Origin of the sequence: Fictibacillus barbaricus, assembly GCF_031457135.1 — a bacterium.
In the GTDB taxonomy this organism is placed as follows: domain Bacteria; phylum Bacillota; class Bacilli; order Bacillales; family Fictibacillaceae; genus Fictibacillus; species Fictibacillus barbaricus_A.
Genome location: NZ_JAVDWA010000002.1, coordinates 688605 through 701741, shown reverse-complemented (window position 1 = coordinate 701741; position 13137 = coordinate 688605). Strand labels below are relative to the sequence as shown.

Below are 13137 nucleotides of genomic sequence, written 5' to 3'. Positions count from 1 at the left end.
GTCCCAGCTTCCCTTCCTCTTCATCATCTAAAAAAGATCCTCGATTCCTCAAAAAGGTTCACGCCTCCATTTTAAATGTACAGACACAGCCAAGCCCAGGGCCGCATAAACATAAAGAAGTAAGTATGCCTTGGAGGTGCTGTTATGTCATTAGTAGGTGTGTTGGCTTATTTTTTCAAAGAAGTTATGCTCTTTGTCTCATATGTAAAAAACAACGCTTTTCCACAGCCGCTGTCTGAGAATGAAGAAAAGCAGTACTTAAAAGATATGGCAAATGGCGATGAGCATGCAAGAGGATTGCTGATCGAGCATAACCTGAGATTGGTGGCACATATTGTAAAGAAATTTGAAAACACCGGTGAAGATACAGAGGATTTAATCTCAATCGGAACAATTGGATTGATAAAAGCGATAGAGAGCTATTCCAGGGGGAAGGGGACGAAGCTTGCGACGTATGCTGCTCGTTGTATAGAAAATGAAATTTTAATGCATCTGCGCGCTTTGAAAAAGACGAAGAAAGATGTATCCCTGCATGATCCTATTGGGACAGATAAAGAAGGAAATGAAATCACGCTGATCGATGTTTTAAAAGCAGATACAGAAGATGTAGTGGATGCCATTCAGTTAAAAATGCAGAAGAAGAAAATTTATGATTATATTCACGTGTTGGATGACCGGGAAAAGGAAGTCATTGTAGGACGTTTTGGACTTGATTTGCAAAAAGAAAAAACACAGAGGGAAATCGCAAAGCAGCTTGGTATTTCAAGAAGTTATGTTTCCCGGATTGAGAAAAGAGCATTGATGAAGCTTTTTCATGAATTTTATAGAAGCCGGCAGCAAGGTGAACGTTAGTGGCCTAATTAGCAGATCTAACGGAACAATTCAAAACCAAGAGAAGAGTAAAAACTGCTCATTCCATAGCAGTTTTTACTCTTTTTTGTAATATATAAAGTATTTCTTTTATATTTCTATTGCTGCATAAGCAGCCAGAGGGTACTTTATCATACTTCCTTTACAGTAGCTATGTATGGCAAGTTTCGGTACCTCTCTGCATAATCAATCCCATACCCCACAATGAATTGATCTGGAATTACGAATCCTGCATAATCTGCTTTTAAATCAACTTTTCGCCGGTCAGGTTTATCCAGCAAAGTACAGACTTTCATCGACTTTGGTTTATGAAGCTGGAAATGTTCTTTTAAAAAGCTTAGTGTTAAACCCGAATCAATGATATCTTCTACAATCACGACGTTTTCATCTGTAATATTTACTTCGATATCCTTTAGCAATCGGACTTTACCAGTAGTCTCTGTTTGATTTCCGTAGCTTGATGCCACTACAAAATCAATGGTTACTTTCCCATCTATTACCCGAATTAAGTCTGAAGCAAAAACAAATGCACCTTTTAGCACAACAATTAACACGATAGGTTCATCTTGAAAATCATGTCTGATCTGCAATCCGATTTCTTTCACTTTTCCCTTTAATTGCTCTTCATTTATTAAAATGCTATCTGTTACAAATCCCATAAGCTCACCTTTTTCATTTTTATTTTTGGCTCATTTTTAAGATTGTTGCTAATGGTGTAATTCTGTATAAGCTCTAAAGACAAGGTGATTGGTGTGAAAGGGGCGAGACTCCTGCAGGCTCACCGTACGGCTTGCGGAAAGCAGCATCTGAAACGGAGATCAACTACACTCAAAGAGAACAATGATTGCGAAAACAGTCTTATTTTTCACTTCTATAATAAAAGTATTTATGCAATTAGCTTACATAAAAAAAGATCAAAAAGAAATAACCTTACATAAAAGAATAAAGAGAATACGAAAACGCTGGTAACATTTACAGCCTTTTTATTTTTGTTTACGGGCACACTAAAGAAAAAAAGGAGTTTTTAAAATGGCAAGAAGAAAACGACAGCCGATTGTTCCAGAAGCTAGAGCGGGACTTGATAAATTAAAAGCGAAAGTGATGAAAGAAGCGGGATATAACGTATCAGAACAAGCACCTGACGATGTAAAATATGAAGTGGCAAAAGACATGGGAGTGCAGCTTCAAAAAGGATATAATGGTCAGATCACTTCTAAAGAAGCTGGTCGAGTTGGCGGGCAAATCGGAGGAAGAATGGTTAAAGAACTTATTCAGCAAGCGAAAGCGAACCTTGGGAAGCAAGTTCGTTAATCGTTAAGATCATTAGGGGTTTAAAAAAGACAAACAGGGAATACAATAGGTAAAAAAACAGGAGGCGTTATTTATGCAGGAAGCTGTTCTGTATGGAACATTCGTTGTCATGTTAGCCTATTTTGTTTATGCGGCAATCGCGGAATAATACCGAGTTCATGACCTTCCAGAGTGTGGAAGGTTTTATTTTTGTAAAAAATAGAAAAAAATAAACTTCATAGTCGATTTTTATTGGAAAATTTTTTATAATATGAATTAAGAGTCAATAAGTACATATGAGGGGGAAGAATTATGCTATTGCAAGATTTAAGGCAAACATGGGAATTGGATTCGGTTTTTCCTGGCGGCAGTGAGTCAAAAGAGTTATTAGCAGAAATAAAGTGGATTGAAGATGAGGTAAAAGTTTTATCCAAAAAAGCGGAAGCGTTTACATTTACGAAAGAAAACTTTTTGAGTCTTATAGAAGAGCTTCAAAATTTTTCGGAACGACTTTCAACAGCTGGCTCATTTACAGGATGCTTAATTGCTCAAGATGTGAAAGATAAAAAGGCGATGGCACTTCGCGGTAGACTTGAATCCGTTTATGCAGCATTTTCAAACGTGGGATCTTTGGTTGACCAAAAGCTGATGGAAATCTCTGAAGAAACATGGAATGATTTAGTCAGCCTGCCAGAGTATAAAGACATTGCATTTTCTCTTAATGAAAGAAGAATGCATGCTAAGGAAAAGTTGGGAATATCAGAGGAATCGCTGATTAATGACCTGGCTGTAGACGGATATCACGCTTGGTCCACATTGTATGACCTTGTCGTGGGAAGAATTAACATTAAAGTAACGATTGATGGAAATGAAGAAGAACTTTCAGTTGGTCAAGCAGAAAACAAATTCTCCAGCCCTGACCGTAAAGTTCGTAAAGATACATTTGAAAAGTTCGTTGAAGCATGGAATAAAGAAGGAGAATTCTGTGCTGCATCCATCAACCATATTGCAGGTTTCAGAAATGAAATCTATAAGCATAGAGGTTGGAAAGAGACTTTAAAAGAACCGCTTGAAATCAACAGAATGAAAGAAGAAACACTAACAGCGATGTGGGATGCTATCAGTTCACAAAAAGACATTTTTGTGAAGTACCTGGAACGCAAAGCTAAACTATTAGGGCTTGAAAAATTAAGCTGGTACGATGTAGATGCACCGTTAAACTCTGCAAATAGCAAGATGAGCTATGACGAAGCAGCACAGTTTATCGTAGAGCACTTTAAGACACTCTCTCCAAAGATGGCTGCTTTCTCAGAAAAAGCTTTTGTAGATGGATGGGTTGAAGCGGAAGACCGTTCTGGAAAAAGACCTGGAGGATTTTGCACAGGGTTCCCAACGAAAAAAGAGACACGTATTTTCATGACGTTCTCAGGTACACCGAGCAACGTTTCAACATTAGCGCATGAACTTGGCCATGCTTTTCATTCTGACGTTTTAAAAGAGCTTCCTTACTATGCAACAAATTATGCGATGAACGTTGCTGAAACGGCTTCTACATTTGCTGAGATGATCGTTGCAGATGCAGCTGTAACAAACGCAAAAACAAAGGAAGAAAAGATTGCATTGCTAGAAGATAAAGCACAGCGTTCTGTTGCATTCTTTATGAACATTCATGCAAGGTTCTTATTCGAAACAAGAATGTACGAAGAAAGAAAAAATGGTCAGTTATCAGAAGAACGTCTATGTGAGTTGATGGAAGAAGCACAAAAAGAAGCATTTAATGGTGCTCTAGAAGAGTATCATCCGTATTTCTGGGCATCTAAACTGCACTTCTATATCACAGATGTTCCATTTTATAACTTCCCATACACGTTCGGTTACTTGTTCAGCGCAGGTATTTACGCAAAAGCTAAAGAAGAAGGTCCTTCTTTTGAAGAAAAATACATTGCTTTACTGCAAGACACTGGAAAGATGGAAGTAGAAGAGCTGGCTGAAAAGCATTTAGGTATTGATATTACAAAACAAGATTTCTGGCTAAAAGGAATTCAGTTAGCTGCTCAAGATGTTGAAGAATTTTTGGAGCTAACAGAAGCATAAAAACGAAGAAACCGCTGATTTTAATATTCAGCGGTTTTGTTATTTTATCGGACAATGTCTATTTACGGGTATGCTGGTTAAAAGTGTGGGATTGATGATCAAAAGTCTGGGAATCTGTGAGTAAACCTGGGTATGTGCATCATAATTATGGATATATCATTTTGGGGCATTGAAAAACCCTATTCCATCGGTGGAACAGGGTTTTTATTATATTATTGTTTTTTAACTGAGATCGTACTTATCATCAAAAAAGATAATCCAATGGTTAAAAACATAAAGAAGAATGCGGGAACGAAGTTGATCGAAAGGTAAGCTGCAGCCATTAAACAACCGGCAACAGTAATCGGAACACCTACGAATGATCCTGTAAATTCAGTAATATTAAATCGCGCGAGGCGAATAGCCCCACAAACGATAAAGATAATGGTGAAAATCATACCTGGAACACCAAATTGATGCAAGACCGCTTGATAGATCAAAAATGCAGGTGCGATTCCAAAGGATATTAGATCACATAAGGAATCTAATTGTTTCCCAAATTCTGATTCGATATTGAGCTTTCGAGCTACCATCCCGTCAAAACGGTCAAATAATCCTGCTAAAAAAATTAAGATAAAGCCAATTTTTAAATCATTGTTTATCATAAATAATAATGCCAAAGCCCCTAGTGAAAGGTTAATCAAAGTTAAAAAATTAGCAGATTGTGCTTTCACTTTTTTAAATGTTGAATCAATACGCTCTCGTTCGAGCATGAACATAAAATCACTCCCCAAATGGTAAACAGCGTGACGGATTAATGCATAAAGTATATACCTATTTGATCCATTATATGCCATTTATACCCGATTTGAAAGAGAAATTCGAATTTATGAATCTTTCGGTTTGTTATTTTCTTCTAAATGATTGTATACCGTTTTTTCGGATAAAGGGACTCCAGAGCGATAGGCAGCTCTGGAAATCATATGACCGCCAACCGGTGCGGTTAATAGTACAAAAAGAATACCTAAAATTAATTTTCCGCTAAAAACACCCATGTCTGTTAATACATATAAGAAAGAACCGATTAAGACACCTGATACTCCAAGTGTAGAGCTTTTCGTAGCAGCATGAAGTCTGGAATAAACATCGGGAAAACGAAGAACACCAATCGTGCCGGATAATATGACAAAGGTGCCAATGACAAGGAATATACTAATCACGATCTTGATCAATGATAACACCCTTTTCTATAAATTTTGCAACGGCTACGGTTGCAATAAATGTAAGAATACCAATCAATAAAATAATATCGTTTAGCTGCACGGTATCCAAAATAATAGCCATCAAACCCGTAATGGCGATCAAGTTAATCCCGATTGTATCAAGTGCTACTGCCCGGTCGGGATTCGATGGACCTACAACCGCTCGATATAAAAGAAGAAGGATAGAGATCGTTGTCACGAATAGACAAATCGAGACTACGATAGAAAACCAATCTGTCATCGTGTTACCTCCCTTATTGCTTTTTCGAACGTGTTTTTAATTCCGATAATGGTATGATTCACATCTGGCAAGTCAATTGCATGAATGTAAATAAACCGCTGATCTCTTGATACATCTACAGAGAGTGTCCCTGGCGTTAACGTAATTAAATTTGCGAGCAGTGTAATCTCCCAATTTTTTTTAACATCGATCGGCAGCGCGATAATACCTGGCTGAAAATCAAGTTTTGGTTTATACACCCATTTTAATACTTCAAGGTTAGCCAAAATCAGTTCTTTTAAGAATAAAAAGACTAAATAAATAATGGCTTTTACATATTTAAAATAATAGAATCCTGGAATAAATCGATCTAGAAGTAATAGAAGAGCAGCACCAATCACAAATCCAACGAAAAAACTTGCGAAAGAATAGCTCTCAGATAAAAACATCCAAATTACGCCGATCAGCAAATTTAACATAAGTTGAAAAGTCATGGAATTACTCCTTTAATACAAAATCAATATAGATTTGTGGATCGAGAAGATTGTCAGCTGCAGACTGTATATATGGATAGAACCATTCTGCACCAATCCCTAAAACAATAGATAGTGTGATTAATAGCCCTGAAGCGAAAATACCTGATGTTTGCACAATCTTTCTCGGTTCATCTTTTAACTCTCCCCAGAAAGCTCCAATAAATATCCGGATAACGGAAAACAAAATCAACAAACTTGATAAGAGACCGACTCCGGCAGCTATAAAATGCCCCTCATCCATTGCTCCTCTTAAGAGAAGATATTTCCCGACAAATCCGCTGAAAGGGGGAATTCCCGCTAGAACAAGGGCGGCTATGAAAAACATCCATCCCAGCAATGGAGAGGTCTTTATATACCCGCCCATTTTGTTCAGATTAGAAGTTCGAGCATGATAAACAAGCAGTCCTACTAAAAAGAACAATGCTGCTTTAATAACCATATCGTGAATTAAATAATAGATCGTTCCCGCAAGTGATTCAGAAGAAAAAGTGCCGATTCCTAAAAGCATAAAACCGATGGCAGGCATAATATTGTAGGCAATAATTAATTTTACATTTGTTGTAGATAATGCCCCTATAACTCCAATAATCATCGTTATGGATGCAATCCAGATAAAGAAAGTATGTGTAAGCTCAAGTTTGTGTGAAAAAATGAGCGTGTATACACGAAGCATCGAATAAACGCCGACTTTTGTTAACAATGCACCGAATAACGCAGAAACGACTGGTGAGGGCACTATGTATGATTTAGGCAGCCAAAAGTAAAGCGGAAATAGGGCACCTTTTGTTGCAAACACAACAAACAGGAGAATGGCTATTCCTGTCAAAACACCTTGCTGATGTACTTCTGCTACTCTCTGGCCGAGCTGTGCCATATTTACAGTACCAACTACAGAGTATAGGAAAGCAACCGTTGTAACAAATAGAATTGAAGAAAATAAGTTCAGCAAGATATATTTCACCGATTCACGGAATTGCTGTTTTGAACCTCCGATAATAATTAATCCATAGGACGCCATCAGCAGTACTTCAAAGAATACGAATAAGTTAAATAAATCACCTGTCAAAAATGCTCCGCTAAGACCTGCAATTAATAGGAAAAAGAGCGGGTAAAAATAATGCTCTGCCATTTTGCCAGTAATAGAGGAAGAAGCAAAAATGGCTGATGCAACAGCTATTACGTTAACAGACAGAATCATAATGACAGATAATTGATCCGCGACAAGTGTAATGCCGTATGGGGCTTTCCAAGCTCCTGTTTCAAGAACTAGGGGATTGTTTGTAAAGACGAAATAGCCTAAATATAAAGAAATACATAGGTTTAAAGCAACCGCGAAATACGTAATAGACAGCGTCAGTTTGTGTTTTTTATTAAAAAAGATTAACAGTGCGCCGAAAAATAAAGGTATGAATATCGGTAAAAATACGAAATTACTCATCGTCCGTTCCCCTTAGCTGATCCATCATGTCGGTCTTATTGCTCTGGTATGTTCTGTATGCTAATACAAGCAAAAAGCTCGTAACTCCGAAGCTGATAACAATGGAAGTTAAAATTAGTGCTTGAGGAAGAGGATCCGTATAAGTCTTGATCCCTTTTTCCAAAATGGGAGGTGCACCCCGGTTTAACTTCCCCATCGTTAAAATAAATAAGTGGGCTCCGTGTGAGAGGAGGCCAGTCCCAAGTATGATTTTTAATAATTGTTTTTGTAGTAAAAGATAGACGCCGGCCGCAAATAAAGTTCCGGCAAGTATAGACATAAGAATTTCCATTACTGATTCATGTCTCCTTTATCCCGGTATTTTATCATGGCATAAATGCCTAATGCAGCAAGCCCAAGAACAGTAATCTCGAAAAGCGTATCCAATCCGCGAATATCCACGAGTATAACGTTAACGATATTGTGCCCGCCGCCTAGTTTATAAGACTTATCAATGAAGTAATCTGCGATTGAATGGAACGATTTTGAGCTGTGGGCTGATATAGCAACAATTGTTAAAAGTGCTCCGGCTGAAGCCGCGATGATTATGTCCACTAATTTTTCTGCAGGCTTTTTGTCTGATTTTTTTAAAGCTGGCAAATGAGAAAAACATAGTAAAAATAAAGCAACTGTAATAGTTTCTACAATGAGCTGTGTCAATGCAAGGTCTGGTGCTCTAAAGAAAACAAACAATAGAGATAGCCCATAACCGACGACTCCAATTACAATAATAGCTGCAATCCTTTGTGTCATAAAAATGGTAGCAAATGCAGCGGCAGCCATTACAATTCCCACAAGAACTTCTGGCCAAGTAACAGGTGCTAAATCATTAAAGGAAATAACAAATCCATCTGTTAAATACATGAAAACAGAAGTAGCGGCAACCATAAATAATAGAATGATTGAAAGATATAAGCGTAAAGAACCCGTCATGTAAAAATCAGTACTCGTCTTTGAGTATTTTAATAAACCGTAAATCATTTTTTGATAAAGATGATCTGTAGATAATTTTCCAGGTATCCATTTATAAATGGGCTGCCATTTTCTTAATGTGAATACGAGCAATGCTCCGATAACAACTATGATTAATGACATGTATAAAGCTGGATTAAAAAATCCGTGCCAAAAAGCCAAGTGAATGTGTGGAAGATCACCAGTAACAGCAGCAGCGGCTGGTGCTAATATAGGTTCATTAACCAGGTTCGGAAGCAGTCCGATTAGTACAACGAGAATGCCAAGGATGATTGGTGATATTAGCATACCAAAAGGTGCTTCATGCGGCTTTTTTTCTAATTTTTCTACGTTTTGTTTACCGAAAAATATTCCGAATACGAGGTACATGGAATAAACAAAAGTAAAAATGCTCCCAACTACTGCAATTACTGGTATCCACTCTGCAAATGTTTCAGCGATTCCAGTTGTTTGTCCTAATTTTAATGAGGAATCTAAGAACATTTCCTTGCTTAAGAATCCATTGAAAATAGGAAGGGGTACACCAGCCATAGAAAAAGCACCAATTAACGCTAATGTTCCTGAAATAGGCATCAACGTATAAATTCCGCCAAGTTTTCGAATATCTCGTGTACCTGTTTCATGATCCACAATACCCGTGACCATAAACAGGCTTCCTTTGAAAGTGGCATGATTAAAAATATGGAAGATGGCTGCAAGTATAGCAGGACCTGTACCAAAGCCAAGCATGGACATAATCATACCAAGCTGACTAATGGTCGAGTAAGCCAGAATTCCTTTTAAATCCGTTTGTCTGGAGGCCATAAATGATCCCAAGCATAAGGTGATTAGCCCAATTCCTGAAACGATGATAAAAAACAAATTTGACCCATTAAAAATGAGTGAGAAGCGAGCAACTAAGTAAAGTCCTGCTTTAACCATTGTTGCCGAATGCAAATAAGCGCTGACCGGTGTAGGTGCTTCCATGGCATCAGGCAGCCAGCTGTGAAAAGGAAATTGAGCAGATTTTGTGAATGCTCCCAACAATAAAAGGATCATGATAGGAATAAACAAATCACTATTAATAATGTCAGAACGATTAGCAATCATCATACGAATACTGTTTGTCTCAGCAGTAATGGAGAGAAGGATGAGTGCACCCAGCATTGACAATCCGCCAAACACAGTTACGAGCATGGATTTTTGTGCCCCGTACGCTGACCGTTCACGATAAAACCAAAAACCGATTAATAGAAATGAAGTAATGCTAGTAAATTCCCAAAAAGTATAAAGAACAAAAACATTATCAGACAAAACAACCCCAAGCATAGAACCCATAAATAATAGTAGATACACATAAAAGTGTGTAAGCTGTTCTTTGCGCGATAAATAATAAATGGAATACAAAACAACAAGTGATCCAATTCCTGTTATCAAAAGAGAAAAAAGCATGCTGAGCCCGTCTAAATAAAAGCTTAATTGTATATCAAGAGATGGAATCCAATTTGCGATACTTTTTACTGCTTTTCCTTCAGCTAAAGGATGAAGTTTTGTACAAAATAGTATAAAAAGCAATGCTGGAACCGGCAGAACCAGCCAACCAGTATGTATCCGTTTCACTTTGTTAGCAGCTAATCCGATCACTAATGCAGCTAAAAAAGGAATGAATATATAGAAATGCAGCATATAACCCGGTAAACCTCCTTAACGAACCTCAAAATCGTTATAGTCCCATTACATTGTAAGCAAAACCTTTCCATTTAATCAAATCATTTAATAAATCGGAAAACTTTATTAACTGGAGTATTTATTGAATAGCATTCCCAAAAAATACCTACCCTATTTGAGAGGTGATGGTATATGAAACTATCCTATACTTACGTGTTCGTAATCATTTTGTTTCAATTAACCGGCTGTTTTAATCAATCCGTCTATCGGGAAGAGGAAGACAGTGCAAGATTTGAACCAAGAGAGTACTACAGAAATCATATTCGATTTTCAGATGCGGGATATTATAGTGCTACTTCTTTAGCAGATGAAATGAAAAGAGAAATTACCAATGAAAATCTCGTTAAACACGCCATCGTGATCAAACAAGATAAAACCTATATAGTCGCTCTACAATTAAAAGCTTATCATTATAAAAAAGGACTAATCTTGAGCAGCCAGTATAAAAAGTATTGGGAAGAGAAATGGAAGGTTCCTATTGAAGTTACGTATACACCAAGTGATTATCGAAGGGCCGAAAACCTATTGAAAACAAAAAAAAGAGCGTGATTTACGCTCTAGTTTACAATATGCTGCAGTTTACGATGCAGTGATCTTCTGTCGATTTCTTTTTTTATTAATAGGATAAAGTCTTGGCTAAGTTGAAGTTCTCTGGCTTTTAAGTAAGATTCGATTAACAGGTCGTCCGAAAGTTTTTCCATGAAATAGGCCGTTTTTTAAGCGGCTTATTCACCTCCTGTTTTTAAAATAAAATCTTTGATTCTGAGTTCTAAAATGCTATTTAAGTTATAAAATAATAAGTTATTGGTTTATGTACTTTGAAGCTTACCATGTATTGTAAAATAGAACAATCGTTCGTTTATCCACAGTGTTTGGTGGATAAGTTGTGGGTAAAATGTTAACATCTTAATAAAAGTCAACGTATGGCTAGGTGGATAATGTGTATAATCTTATCCACATTGTTGAGCAGGGGAACAATTTGTCGAAAAGTATTTCATGTAATATGGAATTACTTCTCACTTTGTCGAAAGAAAGTTGAAAAACCGTTTGTTCTTCTATATTTTACTGGTAAAATAGAAACGTTCATTAGGAATTATAAAGAGGTGCTGGAATGTTAAAACATTTTTTACCGGATGAACATGTCCAAAATATTTTGGATATTACACCGGAAATGTTAGTTGAACGTGGAGTAAAAGGGATTGTAACGGATCTCGATAATACATTAGTAGAATGGGACCGCCCTGAGGCAACTCCAGAATTAATTAAATGGTTCAAATCCATTAAAGAAAAAGGAATTTTGATAACAATTGTTTCGAATAATACGCAGCAAAGAGTTAAAAGTTTTTCTGACCCTGTGGAGATCCCTTTTATTTACAGTGCGAGGAAACCAATGACGAAAGCTTTTAAAAGAGCGCTGAGAGATATGAATTTAAGAAATGAAGAGGTTGTTGTTATTGGCGACCAGCTTTTAACAGATGTATTAGGAGGCAATAGATTAGGCTTACATACGATTCTCGTTGTACCTGTTGCCAGCAGTGATGGAGTTTGGACAAGATTCAACCGTAAATTGGAACGGATTATACTGTCTTGGATGAAAAGAAAAGGTATGATTCATTGGGAGGAATAGATTTGGAACAAGTAAAATGTGTGGGGTGCGGCATTTCCATACAAACAGAAGACAAAGAAGCGCTCGGGTATGCACCTCCTTCAGCACTAACGAAAGAGTTGCCTATCTGCCAGCGCTGTTTTCGTTTAAAACACTATAACGAAATTCATGATGTAAGTCTGACTGATGATGATTATCGAAAAATTGTGTCGGCGATTGGTGATGAAGATGCACTCGTCGTGAAAATCGTAGACATATTTGATTTCAACGGGAGCTGGCTGCCCGGATTACACCGTTATGCCGGTAAGAATCCAATATTATTAGTCGGGAACAAGCTAGATCTACTACCTAAGTCTGTAAATCCGAATAAAGTCATCCATTGGATGAAAAAAGAAGCGAAAGAATTAGGCTTAAAACCAATCGATGTTCATTTGATTTCTGCCGAAAAAGGTAAGGGTATTGAAGAACTTGCTGAAGCAATCGATCATTATCGAGACGGAAGAGATGTTTATGTCGTTGGATGTACGAATACAGGGAAATCTACTTTTATAAACCGTTTGATCAAACAATTCGGAGAAGAAACATCTGATTTTATTACAACTTCTCAATTCCCGGGGACCACTCTGGATTTAATTGATATACCATTAGACGGGAATAGCCATATGTTTGATACACCTGGAATTATCAATCATCACCAGATGGCTCATTATGTTTCTAAACAAGAACTAAATCAAGTAATGCCAAAAAAAGAGATCAAACCAATGGTGTTCCAGTTAAATGAACAGCAAACGCTCTATTTTGGCGGATTAGCGAGAATGGATTATATAAAAGGCGGAAAACAATCGTTTGTATGCCATTTTTCTAACTTAATAAACATTCACCGCACAAAACTAGAGAATGCAGATGATTTATACGATAAGCACCTCGGTGAAATGCTGTCACCGCCAAAAGACATTGAAAACTTTCCAAAATTAAAGCGGTATGAGTGGATGATTAAAGAAAGCAAGACCGATATCGTTATTTCTGGATTAGGGTGGATTACATTTCCTGAAGCAGGAGCAAAGGTAGCTGTTTATGCACCAGAAGGTGTTTCTGTCACGATAAGAAAATCCTTAATATAAGGA

At 37.2% G+C, this 13137-nt stretch carries 15 protein-coding genes; 6 read left to right on the top strand and 9 right to left on the bottom strand.

Annotated features, from left to right (window positions below; genetic code table 11):
• Positions 1-144 precede the first annotated feature (144 nt).
• Positions 145-852: an RNA polymerase sporulation sigma factor SigK gene (sigK, locus tag J2X07_RS08995; protein WP_310258143.1), complete on the top strand. Its 708-nt coding sequence runs from the start codon at positions 145-147 to the stop codon at positions 850-852.
• Positions 853-1001: 149 nt separating this feature from the next.
• Here the strand turns inward: sigK and hpt are convergent, their stop codons facing one another.
• Complete coding sequence (hpt, locus tag J2X07_RS08990) at positions 1002-1529, bottom strand: hypoxanthine phosphoribosyltransferase (RefSeq protein WP_310258141.1); 528 nt, start codon at positions 1527-1529, stop codon at positions 1002-1004.
• A gap of 370 nt (positions 1530-1899) precedes the next feature.
• Between hpt and J2X07_RS08985 the strand changes: the two genes are divergently transcribed.
• Positions 1900-2181 (top strand): alpha/beta-type small acid-soluble spore protein, encoded by a 282-nt coding sequence (locus tag J2X07_RS08985; protein WP_310258140.1) that lies wholly within the window; start codon positions 1900-1902, stop codon positions 2179-2181.
• Between the two features lie 291 nt (positions 2182-2472).
• Positions 2473-4254: a M3 family oligoendopeptidase gene (locus tag J2X07_RS08980; RefSeq protein WP_310258139.1), complete on the top strand. Its 1782-nt coding sequence runs from the start codon at positions 2473-2475 to the stop codon at positions 4252-4254.
• A 212-nt stretch (positions 4255-4466) separates the two neighbouring features.
• Here the strand turns inward: J2X07_RS08980 and pssA are convergent, their stop codons facing one another.
• The 7 genes from pssA to J2X07_RS08945 all read right to left on the bottom strand — a co-directional run bounded on the left by pssA (position 4467) and on the right by J2X07_RS08945 (position 10365).
• The gene (gene pssA, locus J2X07_RS08975; RefSeq protein ID WP_310258137.1) at positions 4467-5012 is read right to left on the bottom strand and encodes a CDP-diacylglycerol--serine O-phosphatidyltransferase; all 546 of its coding nucleotides are present in this window, start codon (positions 5010-5012) and stop codon (positions 4467-4469) included.
• Between the two features lie 108 nt (positions 5013-5120).
• Positions 5121-5474 carry a monovalent cation/H(+) antiporter subunit G gene (gene mnhG, locus J2X07_RS08970; protein ID WP_310258136.1) on the bottom strand — a complete coding sequence of 118 codons (354 nt, stop codon included), beginning with the start codon at positions 5472-5474 and terminating at the stop codon, positions 5121-5123.
• A complete protein-coding gene (locus J2X07_RS08965; RefSeq protein WP_310258134.1) occupies positions 5446-5736 on the bottom strand; it encodes a Na(+)/H(+) antiporter subunit F1 in 291 nt (96 codons plus the stop codon). Before J2X07_RS08965 ends, mnhG begins: the two co-directional genes overlap by 29 nt.
• On the bottom strand, positions 5733-6209 hold the full coding sequence (locus J2X07_RS08960; protein WP_310258133.1) for a Na+/H+ antiporter subunit E: 477 nt from the start codon (positions 6207-6209) through the stop codon (positions 5733-5735). Before J2X07_RS08960 ends, J2X07_RS08965 begins: the two co-directional genes overlap by 4 nt.
• A 4-nt stretch (positions 6210-6213) precedes the next feature.
• The gene (locus J2X07_RS08955) at positions 6214-7689 is read right to left on the bottom strand and encodes a Na+/H+ antiporter subunit D (RefSeq protein WP_310258131.1); all 1476 of its coding nucleotides are present in this window, start codon (positions 7687-7689) and stop codon (positions 6214-6216) included.
• Positions 7682-8020: a Na(+)/H(+) antiporter subunit C gene (locus J2X07_RS08950; RefSeq protein ID WP_310258130.1), complete on the bottom strand. Its 339-nt coding sequence runs from the start codon at positions 8018-8020 to the stop codon at positions 7682-7684. The genes J2X07_RS08955 and J2X07_RS08950 overlap by 8 nt, the downstream gene beginning before the upstream one ends.
• The gene (locus tag J2X07_RS08945) at positions 8020-10365 is read right to left on the bottom strand and encodes a Na+/H+ antiporter subunit A (protein WP_310258129.1); all 2346 of its coding nucleotides are present in this window, start codon (positions 10363-10365) and stop codon (positions 8020-8022) included. The genes J2X07_RS08950 and J2X07_RS08945 overlap by 1 nt, the downstream gene beginning before the upstream one ends.
• 174 nt (positions 10366-10539) lie before the next feature.
• On the opposite strand from J2X07_RS08945, the gene J2X07_RS08940 reads away from it, so the two are divergent.
• On the top strand, positions 10540-10956 hold the full coding sequence (locus tag J2X07_RS08940) for a hypothetical protein (RefSeq protein ID WP_310258128.1): 417 nt from the start codon (positions 10540-10542) through the stop codon (positions 10954-10956).
• Between the two features lie 8 nt (positions 10957-10964).
• Here the strand turns inward: J2X07_RS08940 and J2X07_RS08935 are convergent, their stop codons facing one another.
• Entirely contained in the window at positions 10965-11108 is a 144-nt protein-coding gene (locus J2X07_RS08935; RefSeq protein WP_310258126.1) for a sporulation histidine kinase inhibitor Sda, read from the bottom strand.
• Positions 11109-11518: 410 nt separating this feature from the next.
• Here J2X07_RS08935 and J2X07_RS08930 point away from each other — a divergent pair, with 410 nt between their 5' ends.
• On the top strand, positions 11519-12034 hold the full coding sequence (locus tag J2X07_RS08930) for a YqeG family HAD IIIA-type phosphatase (RefSeq protein WP_310258124.1): 516 nt from the start codon (positions 11519-11521) through the stop codon (positions 12032-12034).
• Positions 12031-13134: a ribosome biogenesis GTPase YqeH gene (gene yqeH, locus J2X07_RS08925; protein WP_310258203.1), complete on the top strand. Its 1104-nt coding sequence runs from the start codon at positions 12031-12033 to the stop codon at positions 13132-13134. Before J2X07_RS08930 ends, yqeH begins: the two co-directional genes overlap by 4 nt.
• The last annotated feature ends 3 nt before the right edge of the window (positions 13135-13137 follow it).

What these genes read in the sequence shown, in the direction of transcription:
- J2X07_RS08960 (WP_310258133.1), bottom strand. Translation starts at nt 6,209, where the DNA reads ATGACTTTTCAACTTATGTTAAATTTGCTGATCGGCGTAATTTGGATG.
- J2X07_RS08945 (WP_310258129.1), bottom strand. Translation starts at nt 10,365, where the DNA reads ATGCTGCATTTCTATATATTCATTCCTTTTTTAGCTGCATTAGTGATC.
- pssA (WP_310258137.1), bottom strand. Translation starts at nt 5,012, where the DNA reads ATGTTCATGCTCGAACGAGAGCGTATTGATTCAACATTTAAAAAAGTG.
- J2X07_RS08930 (WP_310258124.1), top strand. Translation starts at nt 11,519, where the DNA reads ATGTTAAAACATTTTTTACCGGATGAACATGTCCAAAATATTTTGGAT.
- J2X07_RS08985 (WP_310258140.1), top strand. Translation starts at nt 1,900, where the DNA reads ATGGCAAGAAGAAAACGACAGCCGATTGTTCCAGAAGCTAGAGCGGGA.
- J2X07_RS08965 (WP_310258134.1), bottom strand. Translation starts at nt 5,736, where the DNA reads ATGACAGATTGGTTTTCTATCGTAGTCTCGATTTGTCTATTCGTGACA.
- J2X07_RS08955 (WP_310258131.1), bottom strand. Translation starts at nt 7,689, where the DNA reads ATGAGTAATTTCGTATTTTTACCGATATTCATACCTTTATTTTTCGGC.
- sigK (WP_310258143.1), top strand. Translation starts at nt 145, where the DNA reads ATGTCATTAGTAGGTGTGTTGGCTTATTTTTTCAAAGAAGTTATGCTC.
- J2X07_RS08935 (WP_310258126.1), bottom strand. Translation starts at nt 11,108, where the DNA reads ATGGAAAAACTTTCGGACGACCTGTTAATCGAATCTTACTTAAAAGCC.
- J2X07_RS08940 (WP_310258128.1), top strand. Translation starts at nt 10,540, where the DNA reads ATGAAACTATCCTATACTTACGTGTTCGTAATCATTTTGTTTCAATTA.
- hpt (WP_310258141.1), bottom strand. Translation starts at nt 1,529, where the DNA reads ATGGGATTTGTAACAGATAGCATTTTAATAAATGAAGAGCAATTAAAG.
- J2X07_RS08950 (WP_310258130.1), bottom strand. Translation starts at nt 8,020, where the DNA reads ATGGAAATTCTTATGTCTATACTTGCCGGAACTTTATTTGCGGCCGGC.
- J2X07_RS08980 (WP_310258139.1), top strand. Translation starts at nt 2,473, where the DNA reads ATGCTATTGCAAGATTTAAGGCAAACATGGGAATTGGATTCGGTTTTT.